Origin of the sequence: Microbacterium sp. AR7-10, from assembly GCF_001878835.1 — a bacterium.
Taxonomy (GTDB): domain Bacteria; phylum Actinomycetota; class Actinomycetes; order Actinomycetales; family Microbacteriaceae; genus Microbacterium; species Microbacterium commune.
The window spans coordinates 17,907-40,757 of record NZ_MJIR01000001.1; the positions used below are offsets into that span (position 1 = coordinate 17,907).

Here is a 22,851-nt window from a genome sequence, read left to right on the forward strand (position 1 = left end):
GAACAGAGAGTGGGAGCGGATGCCGCGGTGGCGGCATCCGCTCAGCCCTTTACCAGCGGTAGTGGGCGAAGGCGCGGTTCGACTCGGCCATCTTGTGGGTGTCTTCGCGGCGCTTGACCGCGGCACCCAGACCGTTCGACGCGTCGAGGATCTCGTTCTGCAGACGCTCGGTCATCGTCTTCTCACGACGGCCCTTGGCGTAGCTGACCAGCCAGCGCAGCGCGAGGGTGTTCGCACGGTGCGGCTTGACCTCGACGGGAACCTGGTAGGTCGAGCCGCCGACGCGGCGACTGCGGACCTCGAGGGTGGGGCGCACGTTGTCGAGCGCCTTCTTGAGGGTGGCGACGGCGTCCTGGCCGTTCTTCGCCTCGACACCGCGGAGGGCGCCGTAGACGATGGACTCGGCGAGCGACTTCTTGCCGTCGACGAGGATCTTGTTCACCAGCGAGGTGACGATCGGGGCGCCGTAGACCGGGTCGTTGACGACGGGGCGCTTGGGTGCGGGACCTTTACGAGGCATCTGACTCAGCCCTTCTTCGCGCCGTAGCGGGAACGAGCCTGCTTACGGTTCTTGACTGCCTGGGTGTCGAGCGCACCGCGGACGATCTTGTAGCGGACACCGGGGAGGTCCTTCACACGACCACCGCGGACGAGCACCAGCGAGTGCTCCTGGAGGTTGTGGCCCTCACCGGGGATGTAGGCGGTCACCTCGGTGCCGTTGCGCAGCTTCACACGAGCGACCTTGCGCATCGCCGAGTTCGGCTTCTTCGGGGTGGTGGTGTACACGCGGGTGCACACGCCGGCCTGCTGCGGGTTCGCCTTCAGGGCGGGCGCCTTGGTCTTGGTGACCTTGGGCGAGCGTCCCTTGCGAACCAACTGCTGAATAGTTGGCACGTTCTCTCCTCATAGTGCTGCACGGTGACAGCGTGATGGGTTTCACATCATGACCCACCGGCTCGACAGAGAAGTCGGGCTTTTGGTGTGATGGGTATGCCGTGGGGGCGAACCGACGGTGCCGGCGCCCTGCGTGCGCACAGTGATGCACACACCCGATCAAGTGTACGCGCCACGGGCGGCGGCGGTCAAATGAGCACCGGATGCTGTGCTACGGCGTGTCCGGGTCGAAGGGCGAGTCCAGTGCTTCGCTGAGCTCGGCCAGCATCGCCTCGATCTGCGGCTCGACGTACTGCGAGATCGCCGCCTGCACGTGCAGTCGGTGCCGCAGCAGCAGGCCGCAGATCTCTCGTCCGACCATGTTGGCGTACTCGTCAGCGAGCGCGACTTCCTGACGCAGCGCGGCCTTGGCCTCGTCGGAGAGCGGGGGCAGAGGCGGCAGCTGGGCAGCCGCCTCGTCGGCCAGGCCCGCGACGGTGAACAGGAACGGCGCGCCCGGAACGGGGTCGGGATCGAGCGGCATCCCCTCGTACTCGGGATCGAGACCGTCGGCCGGCCGGTAGGCGCGCGACCGGTTCCTCGCCGCCTGGTGGTCGAGCTCGGCCTGGAGCATCGGCAGGTTGCGCGCGGTGTACTCGGCGACGGCCTGGTCGACGATCGACTTGATCCGCGTCGAGAGCCCGTGCTGCACCCCGTGCGGCACGTTGCCGCCGATGCCGACGGCGGAGAGCACGGGAGAGCCGAGGCAGCGACGACAGGGCGCCACCCGGCCCCGGTGCGTGGCCGGAGCCCAGCGCGGCACCCAGCGCAGCCAGGCCTCGACGGCCTGGTCGACGAGGGATTCCAGCGACCTCTCCACGAATACAGAGTAGGGCCGGGATGCCCTCCAGGCGCGCTTTCCTGCCAGTGGCGGCGCGTCCGCCGTCACTCGTCGTCGTCGCGCTCCCACGGCCACCGCGGCGTGCCCGACCGCGAGCGGCGCAGCGCCACGGCGATCCATCCGGCGATCAGCGCGGCGACGATGATGACGACGCTGGAGCCGCGGACGACGATCTGCGATGCGGCTGCCGACGCGTGCGCGAGTCCGGAGCCCCCGGCCATGGCCGACAGCCAGACTGCCGCGAGATGCGCGAGCGCCGTGGCCAGCGCCACGAGGACCATCGCGCCGTAGGGCGGAAGCCGCCTTCGCAGCAGCGGTGCCAGCAGCAGCGCGAAGACGGCGATCGCGACCGCCATGCCCGCTACTCCCGGCCAGAGGGTGAGTCCCTCGACGGAGATGATGTCGACGTCGGCGAAGTACGACAGCATCCCCAGTCCGGGAATGGCGAAGGCGGCGAAGCAGACCCCGCCCACCACCCCGGCGAGAAACGCAGAGACCCCCTCCGGCACGGGGCCGCGGGGGTCTCTGAGGCTCATGCCGTCAGACTACGCTCATCGCAGTGCGGCAGGACCCGCTTCGAGCGTGCGCTCGTACTCCGCCTGCGCCTCGGCGTTGAGCGCCTTCTTCTTGGCTCCGCTGCGGGCGACCCAGGCGCCGAACCAGATCGTCAGCTCACGGGCGAAGATGAACGAGGCGATGGCCAGCGGTGCGAGCAGCTGCTCGTTCACCAGCTGGACCGACTCGGTGGCGGTGACACGCCAGAACGGCGCCTGGAAGAGCTGGCCGAGGATGTATCCGCCGTAGGTCGCGATGGCCACGAACAGGCCGAAGATGACCCACGTGCCCCAGCGAGCACGGTTGACGAAGGCGCCCAGCAGCCAGAACGACAGGAAGAACACGACGACCGGAACCCAGAACGACCACGTCATCAGCGTCTCGAGCGCGGCGGTGCCGACGTTCTCGAGGGTGACGTCGCCGCCCAGTGCGCCGAAGCCGAGGATCGCGGCGAGGTAGAGGATGGCGAAGGCGACCGTCGCCACCAGGCCGATGGCGCCGGCGGCGCCGCGGTTGCCCAGCTCGCGGGGCGGCTCGGGGGCCTGCACGAAGATCGGCTGCGGCGCCGCAGGGGGCGCCACCGGCTCGGCGGGCACGACCTGGGTCTCGGCGGCGGATGGGGAGTGGGGCGCATAGGCCGTATCGGCGACCGTCGGGTGGTGCTCGCGGTCGGCGTGGGTCGCGCGGTGCGCATCGGCGTCTGCGGACGCGGTGCCGGACACGGCGTGGTCTGCCGACGCCTCGCGGTGGGAATCGACGCGGTCGGCATCGGCGGCTGCGGCCTCAGCAGCGGCAGCATCGGCCACGTCTGCACGGCGGTCGGCGTCGGCTCGGGCATCGGCATCGGCATGGCGGTCGCGGTCGGCGTCGATGTGGCGGTCGGCGTCGGCCGGCTCGGATGCGCCGAAGGTACCCGGGTAGTCGCGCTCAGCAGCCGCGAACGCCTCCATGTCGGGGTCGGCGGGCTTCGCCTCGGCAGCCGGGTTCGACGCGTCCGCGCGAGCAGCGGCGGCGGCGTCGAGTCCCTCGTTGGCACGGCCGACGACGTCGTCCACGTCGTGGTGCTGCTCGTTCTTGGGAACTTCGGGGTCGCTCATGTGGTCGCCTCTCGTGATAGATGCACACCGAGGCTAGCGCCGCGCGTGATCCGCACGGCGCAGGCGTGCCGATGTGTCCCGGATATCGGGCGGCCGCCGTCTCAGGACTGACGCTGTCTCGGGCCTGTCGCTATCTCGGCACAGTCCCGTCGAGCAGCTGGCCGACCACGAACAGCAGCCCGGGGCCAGCCGGAAGCGACAGCCAGAGCAGAGCGGTCACGACACCTGCGCACAGCGCGCCGACGATCCAGCTGATCGCCAGATTGCGCCCTCCGACCCGTGCTGCCATATGCACACCGTACGCCCGGCACTCGCCCTGCTTCGGGACCCTCGGGTCGTGTCGCCGTCCGCTCCCCGCTGTCCTACTCCCAGCCGAGCCTCGCCGCCACGGCATCCGCCGCCGCGCTGGGGAACTGCGGCCAGCCGGGTTCGAGACGGCGCAGCATCCCGAACAGAGTCCTGGCCGCGTCCTCCTCGGGCGCGGCGAGCGCGTCCGCGATCTCGGCGGCCCAGTCCGGGAAGTCGTGCTCGAACCGCCGCACCGGGTCGATCGCGTCGCGCAGCGCGGTGGATCGCCCCGATTCGCGCCCTCGGATGGTTCGCACGAGCATCTGCACGGCCCATTGCCGGATGAACGACCCGCCGTTCAATCGCTCGCCGCGGCGCACCCGCCCGACCCCGATCAGCAGCTTCACGAGGACGATTCGCGCGTCGTTGGCCGGGTCGAACCGGTCGAGATCGTCCGCGCGGCGGCGCGCGGCGTCGAGCAGCATCGCCGTGGTGCCCGCCGCGTCGTCGACCACCACCGTCGCGTCGCCCGCGACAGCCCCGCCGAGTTCCGTGGCCTCGGAGAGCGCGAACTCGAACACGTGCCCGTCGTCGTACACGGCGACGAAGCCGATCTCGCCCTCCCGGGCGGTCAGCACGATCCGCTCCCGGTCCGGCAGCCAGGACAGGTCAGGCCGGACCTCGTGCCCGCGGCCCTGCTCGATGAGGGCGAAGAAGTCGTGATCCGACCACTCGTCGCGCCGGAACCGGGCCTGCTCGGAGGCCGATCCCAGCATCACCAGTCCGATCAGATCGTCGTGTCGCCGGACCCCGTCGGCGAGTCCGGCGCTGAGCGCCTCGAACCGCTCCGGTGCGGTCACGCGCGCGCCTCGCTCCGGTCAGCACCACGCGACGCGGCCGGCACGGCCACTCCGGGCAGTGCCCAGGCGGCGAAGGCGGGGCCATCCGCGGCGAGCGCCACTCCGTCATGCGTCACGGCCAGCGCCGCATCGCCGTACCGCCTCTCGGCCGACGACGCCCCCGCAACCGCGCCGGGAGCCAGCACGAGGTTTGCCCCGCCGCGGGTCGCCAGCACCAGCACGCTCTCGTCCTCACCCTCTCGCACGAACACGACGGTCTCGTCATCGACATGCAGCCAGCGCATTCCGCCGTCGCCGAGCACGGGGTGCGCGCGGCGCAGTCCCACCAGCGCCTGATAGGTCCTGAGCGTCTCAGCGGGAAGGGGATCGTCCTGCCGCGACCATGGCATCGGCGTGCGGCTGACCTCGCCGTCGGCGCCGGTGAGCCCGAACTCGTCGCCGGCGTAGACGACCGGCAGACCGGGCAGAGTCATCGACAGCCCCACGGCGACCTGCACGCTTCCCGGCGCCGCGTGCGTGGCGAAGCGGCCGGTGTCGTGCGTGTCGAGCGGCTGCATGTTGGCGATCCGGACCCGCCACGGGATGCCGGCCGTGAATCGCGTCACCGCGCCTGCGAACTCCGCTGCCGTGTACGACGGGATGCCGCCGATCGGCTGCCCGAAGAACCACGGCTCGGTGCGCTGCTCCCCCTCCGCCGTCAGATACGGCTCACGAGTCGGCGCGCTCAGCCATCCCCACAACGGGCGGGTGAACGAGGGATAGGTCATGGCTCCGTGCCATCCGTCGCCCTGCAGGTCGCTGGTGGCATCATTCGTGGATTCGGCGAGCAGGACGGCATCCGGGGCGACGCGCAGCATCGTCTCGCGCAGCAGCTGCCGCACCTCGGCGTTGAGATCGATGTCTCCGAGACGCCCGGTCATGTTCGCGACGTCGATGCGCCATCCGTCGATCGAGTAGGGCGGCTTCAGCCACTTCGCGACGACCGAGTCGTCCGCGGTGATGAACCGCTCGCGCAGCGCCGCGGAGGCCCAGTTGAACTTGGGCAGCGTGGGGGTCCCCAGCCACTTCTCGTAGTCGGTGTTGCTCTCGTCGGTGAAGTAGTAGAACGTCTCGGTGGCCGCTCCGGGACTGCCCAGGGCCTCCTGGAGCCACTCGTGGCGGTCTCCGGAGTGGTTGCTGGTGAGATCTCCGATCACCCGGATGCCGCGGGCGTGGCACTCCTCGATCAGGCGGATGTACGCGTCATCGCCGCCGAGCAGCGGATCGATCGAGTCGAAGCTCGCGGCGTCGTAGCGGTGGTTGGACCGGGCGGGGAACACCGGCGTCAAATACACGAGGTTCACCCCGAGCGACACCAGGTGGTCGAGGTGCTCGACGATGCCAGGCAGGTCGCCGCCGTAGAACTGCTGCGAGCGTCCGGGAAGCACGGGGTCGACGGGTTCGTTCCACGCGGCGGGGATCGCCCACTCCGGTGCCGGATGCTCATCGGCCTGAGCCGAGCGGGCGAACCGGTCCGGGAAGATCTGGTACATCACAGCCTCCCGCAGCCACGCGGGAGGCGCCGGGTGGGCGACGAGCGCGAAGTCCTCGGCATCCAGCGTCTCGAGTCGGTGGAGGCCGCTCTGGTTCAGCCACTCGACCCGGCCGTCCTCGTGAACCAGGACGAAGCGGTAGCCGTGTCGTCGGTTGCCGACGGTGACGGGCGCCTCCCACCAGTCCCAGCCGTCGCCGGAGCCGATGCGCACGGCATCCGTCCACACCGGCTCGTGATCGGGGTTGGAGCGCGTGCGCACGGCCGTCAGCGGGCCGTATCCGGCAGGGACGCGCAGCCGGACCGTGACGGTCTCTCCGAGCTGCGGTGCGTCGTTCGAGACGTACAGGGGCGAGCCGTCGTGATGAGGAAGCGGAAGCGACATGGGTGGGCCTTTCATGGGTGCGACGGTGCAACCCGTCGGAAGCGACGTGGTTGCACGGCCGGCTGCCATGACAGAGCCCTTGAGTTTTCAGTTCGAGAGGAATTCTCCCACGGGCGCGGCGCCCGCCGCCTGCTCTACTTCACGCTGCCGGCGGTGAGACCGCCGACGATGTACTTCTGCAGCGCGAGGAACAGTGCGACCGGCAGGATCGCGGCGAGCACCGCTCCGGCGGCGAACACGCTCCAGTTCTTCGAGAACTCGTCCGCCACGAATCGGTACAGACCGACCGCGAGGGTCTGCTTGTCGGGGTCGATGAGGATGACGCTCGCCAGCACGAACTCACTCGAGGTGCCGATGAAGCTGAGCAGGCCGACGACGGCGAGGATGGGCGCCACCAGGCGCAGGATGATCGTGAAGAAGATGCGGGCGTGACCGGCGCCGTCGATCTTCGCCGCCTCGTCGATGGATGCGGGGACGGTGTTGAAGAACCCGTACATGAGATAGGTGTTCGCGCCGAGTGCGCCACCCAGATAGACCATGATCAGGCCGATCTGCGTGTTCAGCCCGATGGCCGGGAAGATGTCGCTGATCGTCACCATGATCAGGAAGATGGCGACCATCGCCAGCATCTGCGGGAACATCTGCACGACGAGCAGCGAGGTGAGCGTGAAGCGTCGGCCCTTGAAGCGCATCCGCGAGAAGCTGTAGGCCGCCAGCGCTCCCAGCAGCACGGTCAGCACCGAAGTCGTCAGGCCGATGACCAGCGTGTTCATGAACCACGCACCGTACGGCTGCGACGGGTTCTGGAACAGCTGGATGTAGCTTCCGAAGTCCCAGCTGCTGAACAGCGAGTTGGCGGTGAGCAGGGTTCCGCCGGGATTCAGCGAGGCACTGAACACGTACAGCAGCGGGAACAGGGCGAACACGGTGGCGACGATGCCGACCAGGTGGCGCCAGCCCGTCTCGCGGAAGTACTTCCTGAACGGTCGGCGCGGTTCGGGGCTGTCGCCGCGCACGCCGGCTCCGGTGACGATCGTGCTCGTGCTCGTGGACGGCGGGGTGATCTGCGTGGTGCTCATGTCAGTTCAGATCCTCCAGGGCCTTGGTCCGCCGGAAGGCGATGACCGAGATGGTTGCGACGAGGATGAAGATGATGATCGAGAAGGCGCTGGCGAGTCCGTAGTCGGAGGTGGATCCGACGAACGCGACCTTGTACACCATGGTGATCAGGATGTCTGTGGCGCCGACGTTCACCCCGGCGGTGACATCTCGAGGACCGCCGCCGGTCAGCATGTAGATGAGGCTGAAGTTGTTGAAGTTGAACGCGAACGACGAGATCAGCAGCGGGGCGACCGCGACCAGGAGCAGCGGCAGCTTGATGGAGCGGAAGATCTGCCAGGCGCTCGCTCCGTCGACGCGTGCGGCCTCCTGCACGTCATCCGGGATCGACTGCAGCGCTCCCGTGCAGATCAGGAACATGTAGGGGAAGCCCAGCCACAGGTTGACGAGGATGATGCTGGCCTTCGCCAGCCACTCGTTCGTGAGCCACGGGATGTCGGCGCCGCCGAACACCACCACGTTCAGGAACCCGAACTCCTGGTTCATCATGCCGGCCCAGACGAGCGCGGACAGGAAACCGGGGAAGGCGTAGGGCAGGATCATCAGCACCCGGTAGTACTTCTTCGACTTCATGCGCGGGTCGTTGAACACGATCGCGAGGAAGAGGCCGAGCGCGAAGCACGTGAGCACCGACAGGATGGCGAAGGCGAAGGTCCACACGAGCACCTGCAGGAAAGGCCCGCGGATGGACTGCTCTGCGAATGCGCGCGCGAAGTTGTCGAAGCCGACGTTGATCTGCCATCCGGGCGTGAGCTCGGTGCCGTCATCCGCCGTGAATGCGCCTGTGCCGATGTCGCGATAGACGACCCCGCTGCTCGTGTCGGTCATCGTGCCGACGTTCTCGTCGTAGACGAGCCTGGAGGTGTAGACATAGGCCGACGAGCCGTCCGGCGTGCGCAGCACGCCGTCATTGGGGTCGTCGCTGAGCGGAACCGCCATGTCTGCGATCTGCTCCTGCTTCGCGACGATGTCGCCGAACTTCAGGGTGGTGTAGCCGGCGACGCCGACGGCCTCGCCGCCGTCCATCTCGGCTCCGGAGACCTCTTCGAGCGGGCGGTCCTGACCGCCGATGCTCACGTCGCCGTCGGGGTCTGTGACGAGGAACGACAGCTCGCCCAGCTGGTCGAGAACGGTGAGCCGGTAGGCCGGCGAATCGGGCACCCGCTCCTGCGCCGACAGCATGAGAGCGTTGACGGCGCTGTCCTTATCGGAGTTGTGGCCGGTGCCGTAGTTCGTGAATGCGACGTAGCCGGTGTAGAGGGCGGCGAAGACCTGGAAGATGAAGAGGAACACCAGGCCGGGCATCAGATACTTGCCCGGGAGGCGCCCGCGCCCCATGTACACCCAGACAGCGAGCAGCGCCGCCGCGACCACGACGACGGCGGGCACCCACAGGTCGGTGCGCAGGAGCACGAAGGCGGCGAAGACCGCGAGGGCGAGGATCAGTCCGAGCAGGACGATCTTCATGAGCACCAGCCCCCAGCCGCCGGCGGCGGCCTCGGCGATGCGGGCGGCGCGGCGCTGGCGCGCCGTCCGGGGAGCGACGACCCCGTGCTCGGGGTCCTGGGTGATCGTCATAATCCGTCCTCGTCGAGAATCGTCGATGCAGGGACGGGGACGGCATCCGTCGCGGGATGCCGTCCCCGTCGACTGATCACTTGCTGATGGCGCCCTGGATGTCGGCGGTCATCTTCTCCCAGAGAGCGGTCGGGTCGCCGCCCTTGTTGTTGATGAGGGCAGCCTCGGTGACGCCCCAGAACTGCCAGACCGAACCCATCTCGGGGATGCTCGGCATCGGCACGGCATTGGCGCCGACCTCGCCGAAGCCGGCGGTGATCGGGTCGTCCTTCACGGCGGACTCGAACGCGGCGGTCAGGGCGGGTGCGCGTCCTCCGACCTCGTAGAGCGCGGTCTGCACCTTCTCGGAGCCGACGTAGTTGAGCAGGAACTCGTTCGCGGCGAGCTTGTTCTTGCTCTCGGCGCTCAGGAAGAAGCCCTGCACGCCGGCGAACGGCTGCGCGTCCTCGCCACCGGCCGACGGGATCGGGTCGATCGCGATGTTCAGCCCCTTCTCGGTGGCTGCCGGAGCGTTCCACGGACCGGTGAGGAAGAACGGGGACTTGCCCGCGAGGAAGTTCTCCTTGGCCAGGTCACCGGTGATGTTGGTGTTGAACACCCCGGCCTTGCCCTGCTCGGCCAGCCATGAGGCGAACTTCTTGCCGCCGTCGTTGCCGACCTGCAGGTCTTCGGCGTTGTAGCTGCCGTCGGAGTTCTGTCCGAAGACGGGGGCGCCGAAGGAGGTCTGGAACGGGTACAGGTGGTACGGGTCGGACTGCTCAGGGTCGAGACCGACGAGGAAGGGGAACTCCGTGCCTGCCGCCTTGCCCTTCGCGATCATGTCGTCGAAGTCGGTGGGCGCCTCGGAGACCAGGTCGGTGTTGCGCATGAGGCCGATGTTCTCGATGGCGTACGGCACGCCGTAGAGCTGCCCGTCGTAGCTGAACGCGTCGCGGGCGATCTGCTGGAACTCCTCGGCGCGGTCGCCCAGTTCGACGGGGGCGACGACGCCGTTGCTGACGAGGATGCCGAGCCAGTCGTGGGCGCCGACGACGACGTCCGGACCCTTGCCCGTGGGCGCCTGCTGCACCAACTGGTCGCGGATCTCGCCGAACTCCTTCTGCACGAACGCCACCTTCACGCCCGTGTCATCGGTGAACTCCGCCGCCGCCTCCTTCATGACGTCCGCGCGGTCGGCGTCGACCCACACGGTGATCTGGCCCGAGAGCTCGGCGCTGTCACCGGAGTTGTCGTCGCCGGCGGGAGTGGATGATGAGCAGCCGGCCAGGGCCAGTGCGGAAGTTGCGGCGAGTGCGCCGAACGCGAGGATGCTCCTCTTTGTCACCTTCATTGGTGCGTGCCTCTCTGGATGCGGGTGGCCTGCGGAAACTGCAAGCGCTTACAGTATGCATCCCTCCCAGGACGGTGCGCAATGGGCGAGATCACCGAGACCAACATGTGATCCACACTCACTCCCTGGCGCTGCCATGGAAACGCTTTCAAGCTCGCCCTCTATTGCACGTCTGCCGCACATCGTCAAGGCGCAAGACGATCGGGCGCACGACACCTAGCGTGAGCAGGGTCACGGCGTCCCGAGCCGTGCCGGATTGCGGAGTTGCGATGGACACGATCGACGACGAGGCCACTGCTCCCCTCCTCGACGGCCGATACCGACTCGACGGCTGCGTGGGCAGGGGCGGAACCTCGATGGTGTACCGCGCCAACGACACCCTGCTGCGCCGCACGGTCGCGATCAAGCTGCTGCGCGCCGACGACGAGATGCCCCTGGAGTCCGAGCGGGTGCACAGTGAGACCGCGCTGCTGGCATCCCTCTCCCATCCTTCCCTCGTCGCCCTTTACGACGCGAGCCTCGACCTGCCCCACCCTCGCTACCTGGTGATGGAGTTCATCGACGGGCCGACGCTCGCCACCCGTCTCCTGCAGGGCCCCCTCAGTCGGCGCGAGACGGCCGCGATCGGTCGCGACCTCGCGGACGCGCTGCGGGTCGTGCACCGGCGCGGCATCGTGCACCGGGATGTCAAACCGTCGAACGTGCTGCTGGCGCGCTCCGACGCGAACGACGGCTGGACGGCGAAGCTCACCGACTTCGGCATCGCCTTCCACCCCGACGAGGCGCGACGCACCTCACCGGGGATCGCCATCGGCACGGCCGCGTACATGGCACCCGAGCAGGTGCGGGCCGATCCGATCACCCCTGCCGCCGACATCTACTCCCTCGGCCTGGTGCTGCTCGAATCGCTCACGGGTGAGCCGGCCTTCCCGCGCACCCGCGACGTGCAGACCGCGCTCGCGCGTCTGGTCAGCGAGCCGAGCATCCCGGATGAACTCGGCGTCGAGTGGGTGCGGCTGCTGCGTCGGATGACCCACAGCGAGCCAGACCAGCGCCCGACAGCCGCCGAGGTGGTGCACGAGGTGTCGATCATGTCGACGGATGCCCGTGATGACACCGCCGGAGTGACGACCGCCCCCACTGCGGTGACGAAGGCGCTGCCGGCGGTCGCCATCGCGACCCCGGTGGCGCCGAAGATCGCGTCGGCGACCACGCCCGATGTGCAGGAGCGTCGCCCGATGCGCCGTCGGACGATGGGACTGTTCGCCGCTTCTGCCGCCGCGGCCGCCGTGCTCGTCGGCGGATGGATGGCCTGGCCGGCCGGCTCCGACCCGACGCCGACCGTCACCCCCGCGCAGGTCGCGGAGACGCCAGCCGCTCCGGATGCCGAGCAGCCGGTCACCACGCCGATCGCCGAGACACCGGTCGAGCCCGTCGAGCCGGCTCAACCGGCTCAACCGGCTCAGACCGAGGTGAAGACCGCGGGCAGCACGGTGGCGGAGAACGCGAGCGGGAATCCGAACGCGGGCCCGGGGAACAACTCGGGAAGCTCGCCGCAGACGAACTCCGGCAAGGCCGCGGGCAAGAGCGACTCCTCGCAGGGCAAAGGAAAAGGCAAGTGATGCGGAGCCCCCGGCTGTGGGGGGCAACGCTCTATGGTGGTAGTCATGGCTGACTCTTCGTTCGACATCGTCTCCAAGGTTGATCACCAGGAGGCCGACAACGCTCTCAACCAGGCACGCAAGGAGATCGAGCAGCGCTACGACTTCAAGGGCACCGGCGCCTCGATCTCGTGGAGCGGCGAGCAGATCGTGATCGTCGCGAACTCCGAGGAGCGCGTGAACGCCGTGCTCGACGTGTTCCAGTCGAAGCTGATCAAGCGCGGCATCTCTCTGAAGAGCCTCGAGTCGGGTGAGCCGGTCGCGAGCGGCAAGGAGTACCGCCTCACGTCGAGCCTGAAGGACGGCATCTCGAGTGAGAACGCGAAGAAGATCGGCAAGATCATCCGCGACGAGGGCCCCAAGGGCGTGAAGAGCCAGATCCAGGGCGACGAGCTGCGCGTGCAGTCGAAGAGCCGCGACGACCTGCAGGCTGTGATCGCCCTGCTCAAGAGCAGCGACCTCGACATCGACCTGCAGTTCATCAACTACCGCTGACACGCTCCTGTCTCAGCCGAGAGCCGCGCTCACCGGGTGAGCGCGGCTCTTGTGCTCCCTCCCCCTGACGAGCGCCGTGCGCGTCGCCTGACGGTCGCGTCGCGACGGCGCGGACAGCGCCGCCGGAACCATGTCGGACCCGCTGAGTAGAATGCCGGTGTATGGGTTGTATGGGGCAGCCCGGGGACGCCGTGAGGCGTATTGGGGAGAGATACATGGTCGACGTCGAACGACCGCCGAGGGTCGATATCGCGGCAAGGAAGCAGCTTCTCGCCGAGGGTCTGTTCCATCTGATCGGTGAGCGCATCGTGAGCGGCGAGCTCGCCCCGGGGGCGCGGATCCGCGACAGCGAGCTGGCCGCCGAGCTGTCGGTGTCGCGCACGCCCGTGCGCGAGGCGCTGCAACGGCTCGAGCGCATCGGCCTGGTCATGATGTATCCGAGCAGATACACCGAGGTGTCGTCGGTCACGCCAGATCAGGTCGAGACGGCGCACATCTTCGCCGGTCTGCAGGCGAGTCTCATCGTGCGCCTCGCCTGCCCGCGTCTCAAGCCCGGCGAGGTGAAGACGGTCGGCCGGCTCATCCGCGCCGTGGCCGCCGACGTGTCGGATCCGGTCTCGACCTCGAGCGCACGGCGCGCCGTGATCGAGTACCTGGCCGCCCGCACGGACAACGCCCTGCAGCAGGCGGTGATCGACGAGGCCAGCCTCGCCCTCGCACGTGCGCTGAAGACGCACGAGGTGCCGGTCGAACGACGCCCGTCGGTGATCAGCGCGTGCGCAGAGCTGGAGGACGCGCTGCAACGGGGCGAAGCGGATGCCGCCGAGCAGGCGTGTCGGCGGATGTACTGGCTCGTCTGAGCGCGGCGTCGGCGTGCGCCCACCCGCGCACCCAGCGGTCGAGGCGCGCGTACGCGTCGGCGCGCGCGTCTGGGCGCGACAGGAAGACGTCGTGCAGTGCGCCATCGATCCGCTCGACGGTCACCGAGGGACCGAGCTTGAGCGCGGCTCGGGCGATGTCGTCGACCACGAGCACGCTGTCCGCCGACGTCAGCTCATCGGACCATCGGGTGGGCAGCGCCGACCGCGCCGAGAGGAGCACGCAGATCGGCGCCTCGATGTTCAGGCCCCGTGACACGGCGGCGTGCCCGGCGAGCACCGCCCGCAGCCAGGCGGCGTGCACGGTCATCGCCTGCTCCGGCCGCCACAGCGGATTCACCTCGACCGGATCGTCCGGATCCGCCACTTCGCGCTGCGCCCTCGTGTAGAAGCCGAGGTCGACCTGAGGCGCCGCCTCCATCGGACGCAGCCGGGCCTGCAGCTCGACCACCGGGGTGATCGCCGCGCGAGCAGCGCCGAGCTGGAACTCCAGCCACGGCGCATTGAGCACGACGGCGTCGACCTGACCCGGATGACGCGATGCCCACAGGCTGAGGATGAGCCCTCCTGTGGAGTGACCGAGCAGCACGAGACGCCGGCCACCGGCATCCCCCCTCGCCTCGAGCGCGGCCGCGATGTCGGCGTCGTACTCGTCGAGATCCGTCACGTATCCCGGTGTCTGCCCGGGGCGCAGGCTGCGACCGTACTTGCGCAGGTCGAGAGCGAAAAACCGGGCACCGCGATCGTTCCAGAACCGCGCGAGCCGCTTCTGGAAGAAGTAGTCCGACCACCCGTGCACGTAGAGCACGTCGACGTCGGCCAGCGGACGGCGGTCGCCACCCGGCCGCCACCACGGGACGGGACGGGGCAGAGCGCGCACGACGGTCGCGACGATCTCCCCCTCGACGTCCTCTCCCAGCGGGAGGGTGAGCTGCTGGAAGCCCTCACCGAGCACATCGGGAACCCAGTCGGCCATGCCTTCAACCTACCGGGCGCGGAGATCTCACTCCCCGCGCGAGACGCGCACCATCTCGTCGCGCGGCACGAGCTTCACCCGTGCACGCTCGTGCGGCGCGCCGAGCTCGATCTCGTGCGCGTCGAGACGGTGCCAGCCCTCGAGGTCGGTCCATGCCACGCCGCGCTCGGCGAGCAGTGCCGGGATCGCCTCGTCGGACGGATCCTCGGGCTGCCACCACGAGCCCTGGTCGTTGATCAGATGCCGCACCGTCTCCATGGCATCCGACTTGGTGTGGCCGATCAGGCCGACCGGCCCGCGCTTGATCCAGCCTGTCGCGTAGATGCCGGGCACGCGCTGGTTCGACTTCGTCTCGAGCACCTGTCCCTCGCGGTTGGGGATCACGCCGTGCTTCTTGTCGAACGGCACTCCGGGCAGCGGCGAGCCGAAGTACCCGATCGCGCGGTAGAGCGCCTGCATCGGCACCTCGCGCATCTCGCCGGTGCCGACCGCACCGCCGGCGCCGTCGGACGTCGTGCGCTCGTAGACGAGCGCCGCGACGCGGCCGTTCTCGTCCTTCCTGACCTCGACCGGGCGAGCCCAGAAGTGCAGGTGCAGGCGACGGGATGCCGTGCCACCCGCGTTGTTCACCGAGTCGAGCTTGCGCCACGACTGCATGATGCGATCCATCACCATGACCTGCTTGTTGCTGGTGACGGCCTGGCGTGACGCCTCGTCGTAGTCGAAGTCCTCGTCGTACACGACCATGTCGACATCGCGCAGCTCCCCCAGCTCGCGCAGCTCGAGCGGCGTGAACTTCACCTGGGCCGGGCCGCGGCGACCGAACACGTGCACGTCCGTGATGCGGCTGGCCTTCAGACCCTGGTAGACGTTGTCGGGCACCTCGGTGACGAGCAGATCGTCAGCGTGCTTGGCGAGCATGCGCGCGACGTCGAGCGCGACGTTGCCGTTGCCGATGACGCCGACCGACTCGGCATCCAGACTCCACTCGCGGGGCACATCCGGATGCCCGTCGAACCAGCTCACGTACTCGGCCGCGCCGAACGAGTGGTCGGCGTCGATGCCCGGGATGTCGAGCGACGAATCGCGCACGGCGCCGGTGGCGAAGATCACCGCGTTGTAGTGGCGCTTGAGGTCGTCGATGGTGATGTCGGTACCGAAGCGCACGTTGCCGAACAGGCGGATGTCACCGCGGTCGAGCACGTCGCGCAGCGCCGTGATGATGCCCTTGATGCGCGGGTGATCGGGGGCGACGCCGTAGCGGACCAGACCGTAGGGCGCGGGCAGCTGCTCGAACAGGTCGATGGAGACATCGAACTTGCGCTCGGCCTTGAGCAGGAGGTCGGCGGCGTAGATGCCTGCCGGTCCCGCCCCGACGATGGCCAGCTTGAGCTTCGTCATGGGGTTCCTTCCGTCAGCTGCTGCGATCAGCGAGAGTCTCCGCGAACCGGGTCAGCGCGTCGCGCACGGTGCCCTTGGGCAGTGGCGCGAGCGCGGCGACGGCGTCGGCCGTCCAGGTGCGGGCGAGAGTCAGAGTCTGTGCAGTGGCATCGTTGTCACGCAGCTCGGCGAGCGGTCCGTCGAGCACCGACGAGTCTGCACCCTCGGCGATGCGGGCGACGCCCTCATCGATACGGCGGGCGAGGTCGACGTCGTCGGGTGCGGTGCTCGTCTTGAGCAGCAGCGACGGCATGGTCGGCACACCGGCGCGCAGGTCGGTGCCCGGCACCTTGCCGGTCTCCTCTGCGTCGGCCGAGAGGTCGAGCACGTCGTCGAGCAGCTGGAAGGCGACACCCACCTTCTCGCCGTAGACGCGCAGCGGCTCTTCGAACTCGGCCGGGGCGTTCGAGAAGATCGCACCGCCCTGTGTCGCCGCGGCGATCAGCGAGCCGGTCTTGTCGGCCAGAACCTGGATGTAGAAGTCGATCGGGTCATCACCGGGCTGCGCGCCGACGGTCTCGCGAAGCTGGCCGAGCACGAGCCGCTCGAACGTGTCGGCCTGCAGGCGCATCGCGCGATCGCCGTACCGCGACATGATCTGACTCGCCCGCGAGAACAGGATGTCGCCGGTGAGGATGGCGACGTTGTTGCCCCAGACCGCGTGCGCTGCGGGGACGCCGCGGCGGGTGTCGGCGCCGTCCATCACGTCGTCGTGGTACAGCGAGCCGAGGTGGGTGAGCTCGAGCGCCTTGGCGACGTCGATGACCGCGGCGGTGCCGCCGTCGCCGAGCTGGGCGGTGAGCAGGGTGAGCACCGGCCGGATGCGCTTGCCGCCGGCCTCGTAGAGGTAGCGGGCCGCGGCATCCGCGATGGAATCAGCCACCTTGACCTCTTCGGCGATGCCCGCCTCGACCAGGTCGAGACCGGCCTCGATGCGCGAGGCGACCCGCCGCGCACCGGGGCCGAGGAAGATGCGGTCGCTGAAGCCGAGTCGGCTCGCCAGTCGCGTGCCCGGGGTCGCGGGGCCTGAAGTCACGTAGTCAACCCTACCTTCGCCACAGAGGACGACGGCACGACGGGCGCCCAGAAGCCGCTCACGCGAGCGCGTCGACGAGCGGCCGGAATTTCACGCGCGTCTCCAGCAGCTCCGACTCCGGCTCGCTGCCCGCGACGATGCCCGCGCCGGCGTACGCCGTGACGCGCCTCGCGCCGGATGCCGCACCGGGCACGTCGCCGAACTGCGCGCAGCGCAGCGCGATCGCCCACTCGCCGTCCCCGGCTGCGTCGATCCAGCCCATCGGCCCGGCGTAGCGCCCCCTGTCGAAGGGCTCGATGCGCCGGATCGCGGCGATCGCGGCATCCGTCGGCGTGCCCGCGACAGCGGCGGTGGGATGCATCGCCCCGACCAGATCGAGCGATGAGGCGCCGTCGCTGAGTCGCCCCGCGACGTCGGTCGCGAGGTGGAAGAGATTGGGCAGCTCGAGCACGAACGGCTCGGTGTCGGCGTCGAGCGCACTGGTATGCGGGCCGAGTGCGGCGAGAACGCTGTGCACGGCGTACCGGTGCTCGTCGAGGTCCTTCCCGCTCGCGGCGAGCGCGGCGGACGCCGCGTGGTCCTCGGACGGGTCGGCCCCGCGGCCTGCCGTGCCGGCCAGCACGCGCGCGGTGACCACCCGCTCGCGTGCGGTGACGAGGGTCTCGGGGCTCGCGCCGATGAGGCCGTCGACGGCGAATGTCCACGTGTCGGGGTACCCGATCGCCAGCGCACGCACGAGGCGGCGCAGGTCGGCGTCGCCGGGGACGGTGCCCGTCAGGTCGCGTGCGAGCACGACCTTGCTGTACGCGCCGGCGGCGATCTCGTCGAGCGCGCCGCGCACGGCATCCTGATACCCCTGCGGAGTCTGGGCGCCGGGTCCCACGCGACCGGCCCAGTGCGGACCGAGGACGACCGGGGCGGGGAGCGGGGCGAAGCCGGCATCGGATGCCGGACGGATGCGGGTGATCCAGCTGCGTCCGTCACGCAGCCCGATCACCGTCTGCGGCACGAGCAGCACGCTGTCGGACGACGAGTCCTCATCGAAGGCCAGCGCGCCGAAGCCGACCAGCCCGGTGCCCGGCAGGCGCACCTCGTCGTCGATGTCGGCCAGCGCGGTGATCTCGCGCCAGGCGTCGGCGATGACCTCGCTGCGCTTGCGGCCGCTGCCCGCGGGAGCGCGGACGACCGCGGCGATCCCGTCGCCGGCGGCCACGATGCCCTCGCCACGGCGCAGCCAGACGAGAGGCCGGACGGCGGAGGTGTGCGCCAGCAGATCCCCGACGGGTGGGATCTCGCGGGTCTCGGCGACCAGGCGGATGCTGCTCACCCGTACAGCCTATCCGCGCGGCGGGGGCGCGGGATCGGCGCGGCGGGCGTCACATTCCCCGTTTCGTCACGGGATGCGGGGGGTCAGCGGTCGAGGCCGAGGGCGATGAGGCGGTCGAGCCACGGGTCGGCGGTGGCGTCGTCGAAGGGAGCCAGCTGCGCGCGCACCTGCTGCTCCAGTTCGAGGGCGCGACCCTCGAGGTGGTCGATGACCTCGGCCGGGTATCCGTAGCGGATGCTGTGCTCGGCCCACTCATCGCGGTCGTCGACGTAGGTGCCCTGCTCGTTCAGGCGCCGCACGACGTCGAGGTCCATGTCGATCGCGGTCGACACCGGCGGGTCGTCTGTCCAGCGCAGGTCCCACGCGAGGTCGATGTAGACGCGCAGGCCGCGCGGGTGCCCGCGGTGCACGGTGAGCGCGAAGTCGGTGTGGTCGCGCGGCACGAGCGTGACGTTGGGCGACTCGGCGACGAAGTCGGCACCGGGCCGGTGGCTGCGCCAGCCGACCGGCTGGCCGACCCAGTCGCCCCACCCGTCGGCCCCCAGGTAGACGACGTGGTTGTTCCAGTGCGGCGACCCGTCCCACTTGCGCCAGGTCATGGCCATCGGCGTGCCGGGTGCGGGGCGGTTCGCGATCACGCGGCGAGTCTATGGGCGAGTGCGCGCTTTAGGATCGAAGCATGCAGCCGAACCGCGCCGATCTCGGCAAGAACCCCTCCCGTGTCAGCGGCATGTTCGACCAGGTCGCGAAGGGGTACGACCGCACGAACACGGTCATGACCCTCGGCAACGACGCCCTGTGGCGGGCGGCGACGACGCGTGCGGTCGCGCCGAGGCGCGGGGAACGGATCCTCGATCTGGCCGCCGGCACGGCATCCTCCTCCGCCTCCCTCGCCGCCGGCGGAGCGCAGGTCGTCGCCGCCGACTTCTCCCCGGGGATGCTGGCCGAGGGCCGCCGCAGGCACGGGCACCTGCACAACATCACCTTCATCGAGGCGGATGCCACGGACCTGCCCTTCGGCGACGAGGAGTTCGACGCGGTCACCATGTCGTACGGCCTGCGCAACGTGCAGGAGCCGAAGAAGGCGCTGCGCGAGCTGCTGCGCGTCACGAAACCCGGCGGCCGCATGGTGATCAACGAGTTCTCGACCCCTCCCGGGCGCTTCTTCCGCGGGTTCTACCGCTTCTACAACGCACAGGTGCTGCCGCGCATCGCGCGTCTGGCCGGCACCAACGGCGACGCCTACGACTACCTGAACGAGTCGATCCGCGACTGGCCCGACCAGCGCACCCTGGCGGGATGGATCCGCGAGGCGGGCTGGACGGATGTCGAGTACCGCAACCTGTCGTTCGGCATCGTCGCCCTGCACCGCGCCCGCAAGCCCCAGGCCTGAGCCTCCGGCTCAGCTGGCGGCGAGTCGCTTCTTCTCCGCCTCGACGTCGTAGTCGGCGGGCGGCCACTGCGGGTCGATGTCCTCCAGGGCGTCGATGAGCAGCTCCTGCACCGCGAGGCGCGCGTACCACTTGCGGTCCGCGGGCACGACGTACCACGGCGCCTCCGGTGTCGAGGTGCGGTCGAACACGGTCTGATAGGCGTCCATGTAGTCGTCCCAGAGCATCCGCTCGTCGACGTCTCCGGGGTTGTACTTCCAGTGCTTGTCGTGGCGTTCCAGCCGCTCCATCAGCCGCTCCTTCTGCTCGTCGCGCGAGATGTGCAGCATGACCTTGACGATGCGGGTTCCGGATGCCGCGACGCGGCGTTCGAAATCGACGATCGCGTCGTACCGGCGCTCGATCTCGGACTCGTCGGCCAGAGCGCGCACGCGACCGATCAGCACGTCCTCGTAGTGCGAGCGGTCGAAGACGCCGATCATCCCCGGCCGCGGCAGCCGCTTCTCGACGCGCCACAGGAAGTCGTGCGCGAGCTCCTGCTCGGTGGGCGCCTTGAACGCCGCGAAGTCGACGCCCTGTGGATCGACTCCGCCGACGACGTGACGCACGATCCCGCCCTTGCCGGCGGTGTCCATCGCCTGCAGCACGAGCAGCACCGCGTCGTGCCCGTCGCCCACGCGGCTGGCTGCGAACAGGCGCTCCTGCAGCTCGTCGAGTCGCTGCTCGCGTTCCTCGAGCAGCGCGGTGCCGCTGCTCTTGTCACCGTCGAAGCCGGGGTGCGCGTCGGCGTCGACGTCGGCGAGCGAGAATCCCTCTCGCACTCTGAGCAGCTCTGCCGGTTCGGTCGTCCACGTGTGCGTCGCCATGCAGACATCATGCCCCTGGAACGGTAATGTCGGCGCCCTGGTTCACAATCGGATGCATGGACACCGTTCTCGTCGTCGTCATCGCGGTGATCGCCGCCGCCCTCGCTGGAGCGCTCGGATTCGCGGTCGGCGCTCAGCGCGGCCGGTCGGCCGATGCCGACCAGCGTGCCGAGGCCGCTGCGGCGGTGCTGCGCGTCGCCGCCCTCGAGCGGGAGGCCGAGGCGCTGCGCGCCGAGACCGCCGCCCGGGTGCAGGACGAGCGGGCGCTGGCCGACCGTCGCGTGGCCGAGGGCAGGGAGCTGGCTGAGACCGCGCTGGCGGATGCCCGACGCGAGGCGCAGGAGCGGCTCGCGCACGAGCGTGCCGAGCATGCCCGTCGCCTGGCCGAGGTGCGCGACGAAGCCGACGCGGACGTGCTCGCGGAGCGTCTACGCGCGGCGGAGCGCCTTGACGAGCTGAAAGCCGATCAGAAGCGCCTCGCCGACGAGTTCGACGCGCTCAGCCGCAGGGCGCTGGAGGCCAACACGAAGGCGTTCCTGCAGCAGGCCGAGGAGCGGCTCAAGCGCAGCCAGAGCGAAGGTGCCGCCGAGCTGCAGAAGCGACAGGATGCCGTGCAGCAGCTCATCGAGCCGATCCAGAAGACGCTCGACACCGTGAAGTCGGAGATGACGACCGCCGAGAAGGCACGGCTGGAGGCGCACGCCGCGCTCGCCGAGCAGCTGCAGATGATGCGCCAGTCGTCGGAGACGCTCGGCTCCGAGACCCGCAATCTCGTCAACGCGCTGCGCGCGCCGCAGGTGCGAGGCCGCTGGGGCGAGCTGCAGCTGCGACGCGTGGTCGAGGCCTCGGGCATGGTGAACCACGTCGACTTCGACGAGCAGCTGCACCATTCGACCGACGACGGTGCCCTGCGCCCCGACCTCGTGGTGCACCTTGCCGGCGACAAGCGCGTCGTCGTCGACTCGAAGGTCGCGTTCAGCGGGTATCTCGAGGCGATGGAGGCCACCGACGACACCGTCCGCACACAGCGCCTGCAGGCCCACGCGCGTCATCTGCGCAAACACATCGACGACCTGAGCACCAAGCAGTACTGGGATGTCGTGGCCGGGTCTCCCGAGTTCGTCGTGATGTTCGTGCCCGCCGAGCCGTTCCTGGCTGCCGCCCTCGATCAGGACGCCACGCTCTACGAGTACGCCTTCGAGCGGAACGTCGTGATCGCGACGCCGTCGACGCTCATCGCCCTGCTGCGCACCGTGGGGCACGCGTGGCGGCAGGACCAGCTGGCCCAGGAGGCGCAGCAGATCTTCACGGTGGGCAAAGAGCTGCACAAGCGGCTCGGCACCCTCGGTCAGCATCTGGCGAAGCTGGGCCGCAGTCTCAACTCGACAGTCGACGCGTACAACCGGTTCGCCGGGTCCCTCGACCGCAACGTCGTCACGCAGGCCCGCCGCTTCAGCGCCCTGCAGGGGCTCGACGACGTGCTCACCGAGACGCAGCCGGTGGAGGCCCAGGCGGTCGCTCCGCAGAAGAGCGACCTGTACGAGATCGAGGCGGCCGGCGCAGACGCTTCCGACGAGCGCTTCGCGAGCGCCGACCTGGGCGAGATCGCGCAGCGCCTGGACTGACCAGGCACTGGCCGGCGTGGTCCGCGCCGCAGCCGTCGGGCTCAGCGCTCGAGCGGCACCTCGATGATCTGCGGTCCTGTGATGGCGGAGGTCAGCGTCTGATCGAGCGCGGAGCGCGTCGTCACCCGCTCGTACTGCCACCCGTAGGCGGTGGCGAGCTCGGCCAGCTGCGCCCGGTGCGGCGTGTAGAACGCGCGATCGAGGTCGTCCTGCGCTGCGGATGCGGCGACCTCGAGCCCGTCGAAGATCGTGCCGCCCCCGTCGTTGCCGACGATCACCTGGATGCGCGGCGCCGGCTCGTCGCCCGGCAGCAGCAGCGCGCCGACATCGTGCAGGAAGGCGAGGTCGCCGAGCAGCACCCGGGTCACGCCCGGTGCCCCATCGGCCTGGCTGGCCAGGGCGATGCCGATGCTCGTCGCGACCGTGCCGTCGATGCCCGCCAGCCCCCGGTTCGCGTGCACCGGAACCTTCTTGCCGCCGAGCACCTGATCCGCCACGCGCACGAGACGCGACGACCCGAACACGAGCCGATCGTGCGGCCAGGTGGCGCGCCAGACGGCATCCACCAGGATCTGCCGGTCGACGCGCTTGCGCACCGCATCGAGCTCGGCGCGCACCGCGTCGAGGCGTTCGGCGCTG

At 69.6% G+C, this 22,851-nt stretch carries 23 protein-coding genes; 5 read left to right on the top strand and 18 right to left on the bottom strand.

Annotation, left to right across the window (positions count from 1 at the left end; all coding sequences use genetic code 11):
- Positions 1-49 precede the first annotated feature (49 nt).
- The 11 genes from rpsG to BFN01_RS00180 form a co-directional block, all read right to left on the bottom strand.
- Entirely contained in the window at positions 50-520 is a 471-nt protein-coding gene (gene rpsG, locus BFN01_RS00135) for a 30S ribosomal protein S7 (protein ID WP_017201608.1), read from the bottom strand.
- A gap of 5 nt (positions 521-525) precedes the next feature.
- Positions 526-894 (bottom strand): 30S ribosomal protein S12, encoded by a 369-nt coding sequence (rpsL, locus tag BFN01_RS00140; RefSeq protein WP_018187369.1) that lies wholly within the window; start codon positions 892-894, stop codon positions 526-528.
- 211 nt (positions 895-1,105) lie between these two features.
- Complete coding sequence (locus tag BFN01_RS00145; RefSeq protein ID WP_071640295.1) at positions 1,106-1,753, bottom strand: spermidine/putrescine ABC transporter substrate-binding protein; 648 nt, start codon at positions 1,751-1,753, stop codon at positions 1,106-1,108.
- 65 nt (positions 1,754-1,818) lie between these two features.
- Complete coding sequence (locus BFN01_RS00150) at positions 1,819-2,310, bottom strand: hypothetical protein (RefSeq protein ID WP_071640297.1); 492 nt, start codon at positions 2,308-2,310, stop codon at positions 1,819-1,821.
- A gap of 15 nt (positions 2,311-2,325) precedes the next feature.
- Entirely contained in the window at positions 2,326-3,426 is a 1,101-nt protein-coding gene (locus BFN01_RS00155) for an ABC transporter (protein ID WP_071640299.1), read from the bottom strand.
- A gap of 130 nt (positions 3,427-3,556) precedes the next feature.
- Positions 3,557-3,715 (bottom strand): hypothetical protein, encoded by a 159-nt coding sequence (locus BFN01_RS15270; protein ID WP_177243762.1) that lies wholly within the window; start codon positions 3,713-3,715, stop codon positions 3,557-3,559.
- Positions 3,716-3,788: 73 nt separating this feature from the next.
- A complete protein-coding gene (locus BFN01_RS00160; RefSeq protein ID WP_071640301.1) occupies positions 3,789-4,574 on the bottom strand; it encodes a hypothetical protein in 786 nt (261 codons plus the stop codon).
- Positions 4,571-6,490, bottom strand: coding sequence for a glycoside hydrolase family 13 protein (locus tag BFN01_RS00165; protein WP_071640303.1), 1,920 nt, complete (start codon positions 6,488-6,490; stop codon positions 4,571-4,573). The genes BFN01_RS00160 and BFN01_RS00165 overlap by 4 nt, the downstream gene beginning before the upstream one ends.
- 134 nt (positions 6,491-6,624) lie before the next feature.
- Positions 6,625-7,569 carry a sugar ABC transporter permease gene (locus BFN01_RS00170; protein ID WP_071640305.1) on the bottom strand — a complete coding sequence of 315 codons (945 nt, stop codon included), beginning with the start codon at positions 7,567-7,569 and terminating at the stop codon, positions 6,625-6,627.
- A 1-nt stretch (position 7,570) separates the two neighbouring features.
- Positions 7,571-9,187 (bottom strand): ABC transporter permease subunit, encoded by a 1,617-nt coding sequence (locus BFN01_RS00175; RefSeq protein WP_071640307.1) that lies wholly within the window; start codon positions 9,185-9,187, stop codon positions 7,571-7,573.
- A 76-nt stretch (positions 9,188-9,263) separates the two neighbouring features.
- Positions 9,264-10,517 carry a maltose ABC transporter substrate-binding protein gene (locus BFN01_RS00180; protein ID WP_071640309.1) on the bottom strand — a complete coding sequence of 418 codons (1,254 nt, stop codon included), beginning with the start codon at positions 10,515-10,517 and terminating at the stop codon, positions 9,264-9,266.
- 269 nt (positions 10,518-10,786) lie between these two features.
- Between BFN01_RS00180 and BFN01_RS00185 the strand changes: the two genes are divergently transcribed.
- The 3 genes from BFN01_RS00185 (at position 10,787) to BFN01_RS15275 (ending at position 13,533) form a co-directional block, all read left to right on the top strand.
- Positions 10,787-12,139 (top strand): serine/threonine-protein kinase, encoded by a 1,353-nt coding sequence (locus BFN01_RS00185; RefSeq protein WP_071640311.1) that lies wholly within the window; start codon positions 10,787-10,789, stop codon positions 12,137-12,139.
- A 45-nt stretch (positions 12,140-12,184) separates the two neighbouring features.
- Positions 12,185-12,673: a YajQ family cyclic di-GMP-binding protein gene (locus tag BFN01_RS00190; RefSeq protein ID WP_071640312.1), complete on the top strand. Its 489-nt coding sequence runs from the start codon at positions 12,185-12,187 to the stop codon at positions 12,671-12,673.
- Between the two features lie 215 nt (positions 12,674-12,888).
- Positions 12,889-13,533 carry a GntR family transcriptional regulator gene (locus BFN01_RS15275; protein ID WP_071640314.1) on the top strand — a complete coding sequence of 215 codons (645 nt, stop codon included), beginning with the start codon at positions 12,889-12,891 and terminating at the stop codon, positions 13,531-13,533.
- Here the strand turns inward: BFN01_RS15275 and BFN01_RS00200 are convergent.
- The 5 genes from BFN01_RS00200 to BFN01_RS00220 all read right to left on the bottom strand — a co-directional run bounded on the left by BFN01_RS00200 (position 13,442) and on the right by BFN01_RS00220 (position 18,968).
- Positions 13,442-14,527, bottom strand: coding sequence for an alpha/beta hydrolase (locus BFN01_RS00200; RefSeq protein ID WP_083428550.1), 1,086 nt, complete (start codon positions 14,525-14,527; stop codon positions 13,442-13,444). The genes BFN01_RS15275 and BFN01_RS00200 overlap by 92 nt on opposite strands.
- A 27-nt stretch (positions 14,528-14,554) precedes the next feature.
- The gene (locus BFN01_RS00205; protein WP_071640316.1) at positions 14,555-15,928 is read right to left on the bottom strand and encodes an FAD-dependent oxidoreductase; all 1,374 of its coding nucleotides are present in this window, start codon (positions 15,926-15,928) and stop codon (positions 14,555-14,557) included.
- A gap of 13 nt (positions 15,929-15,941) precedes the next feature.
- Complete coding sequence (locus BFN01_RS00210; RefSeq protein WP_071640318.1) at positions 15,942-17,003, bottom strand: polyprenyl synthetase family protein; 1,062 nt, start codon at positions 17,001-17,003, stop codon at positions 15,942-15,944.
- 58 nt (positions 17,004-17,061) lie between these two features.
- Complete coding sequence (locus tag BFN01_RS00215) at positions 17,062-18,330, bottom strand: isochorismate synthase MenF (protein ID WP_071640322.1); 1,269 nt, start codon at positions 18,328-18,330, stop codon at positions 17,062-17,064.
- 83 nt (positions 18,331-18,413) lie between these two features.
- Positions 18,414-18,968, bottom strand: a complete 555-nt coding sequence (locus BFN01_RS00220; protein WP_143187101.1) for a DUF402 domain-containing protein — start codon at positions 18,966-18,968, stop codon at positions 18,414-18,416.
- A 41-nt stretch (positions 18,969-19,009) separates the two neighbouring features.
- On the opposite strand from BFN01_RS00220, the gene BFN01_RS00225 reads away from it, so the two are divergent.
- On the top strand, positions 19,010-19,723 hold the full coding sequence (locus tag BFN01_RS00225) for a class I SAM-dependent methyltransferase (RefSeq protein ID WP_071640324.1): 714 nt from the start codon (positions 19,010-19,012) through the stop codon (positions 19,721-19,723).
- A 9-nt stretch (positions 19,724-19,732) separates the two neighbouring features.
- Here BFN01_RS00225 and BFN01_RS00230 read toward each other — a convergent pair whose 3' ends face one another.
- On the bottom strand, positions 19,733-20,587 hold the full coding sequence (locus BFN01_RS00230) for a polyphosphate kinase 2 family protein (protein WP_071640326.1): 855 nt from the start codon (positions 20,585-20,587) through the stop codon (positions 19,733-19,735).
- A 56-nt stretch (positions 20,588-20,643) separates the two neighbouring features.
- On the opposite strand from BFN01_RS00230, the gene rmuC reads away from it, so the two are divergent.
- Positions 20,644-22,212: a DNA recombination protein RmuC gene (gene rmuC / locus BFN01_RS00235; protein ID WP_071640328.1), complete on the top strand. Its 1,569-nt coding sequence runs from the start codon at positions 20,644-20,646 to the stop codon at positions 22,210-22,212.
- 41 nt (positions 22,213-22,253) lie between these two features.
- Here rmuC and BFN01_RS00240 read toward each other — a convergent pair.
- On the bottom strand, positions 22,254-22,851 hold a 598-nt coding region (locus tag BFN01_RS00240; protein ID WP_256220972.1), incomplete at its 5' end, for a thiamine pyrophosphate-binding protein.

Coding starts and splice junctions, on each gene's coding strand:
- rpsG (WP_017201608.1), bottom strand. CDS start 520: ATGCCTCGTAAAGGTCCCGCACCCAAGCGCCCCGTCGTCAACGACCCG.
- BFN01_RS00150 (WP_071640297.1), bottom strand. CDS start 2,310: ATGAGCCTCAGAGACCCCCGCGGCCCCGTGCCGGAGGGGGTCTCTGCG.
- BFN01_RS00155 (WP_071640299.1), bottom strand. CDS start 3,426: ATGAGCGACCCCGAAGTTCCCAAGAACGAGCAGCACCACGACGTGGAC.
- BFN01_RS15270 (WP_177243762.1), bottom strand. CDS start 3,715: ATGGCAGCACGGGTCGGAGGGCGCAATCTGGCGATCAGCTGGATCGTC.
- BFN01_RS00165 (WP_071640303.1), bottom strand. CDS start 6,490: ATGTCGCTTCCGCTTCCTCATCACGACGGCTCGCCCCTGTACGTCTCG.
- BFN01_RS00170 (WP_071640305.1), bottom strand. CDS start 7,569: ATGAGCACCACGCAGATCACCCCGCCGTCCACGAGCACGAGCACGATC.
- BFN01_RS00175 (WP_071640307.1), bottom strand. CDS start 9,187: ATGACGATCACCCAGGACCCCGAGCACGGGGTCGTCGCTCCCCGGACG.
- BFN01_RS00180 (WP_071640309.1), bottom strand. CDS start 10,517: ATGAAGGTGACAAAGAGGAGCATCCTCGCGTTCGGCGCACTCGCCGCA.
- BFN01_RS00185 (WP_071640311.1), top strand. CDS start 10,787: ATGGACACGATCGACGACGAGGCCACTGCTCCCCTCCTCGACGGCCGA.
- BFN01_RS00190 (WP_071640312.1), top strand. CDS start 12,185: ATGGCTGACTCTTCGTTCGACATCGTCTCCAAGGTTGATCACCAGGAG.
- BFN01_RS15275 (WP_071640314.1), top strand. CDS start 12,889: ATGGTCGACGTCGAACGACCGCCGAGGGTCGATATCGCGGCAAGGAAG.
- BFN01_RS00200 (WP_083428550.1), bottom strand. CDS start 14,527: ATGGCCGACTGGGTTCCCGATGTGCTCGGTGAGGGCTTCCAGCAGCTC.
- BFN01_RS00205 (WP_071640316.1), bottom strand. CDS start 15,928: ATGACGAAGCTCAAGCTGGCCATCGTCGGGGCGGGACCGGCAGGCATC.
- BFN01_RS00225 (WP_071640324.1), top strand. CDS start 19,010: ATGCAGCCGAACCGCGCCGATCTCGGCAAGAACCCCTCCCGTGTCAGC.
- BFN01_RS00230 (WP_071640326.1), bottom strand. CDS start 20,587: ATGGCGACGCACACGTGGACGACCGAACCGGCAGAGCTGCTCAGAGTG.
- rmuC (WP_071640328.1), top strand. CDS start 20,644: ATGGACACCGTTCTCGTCGTCGTCATCGCGGTGATCGCCGCCGCCCTC.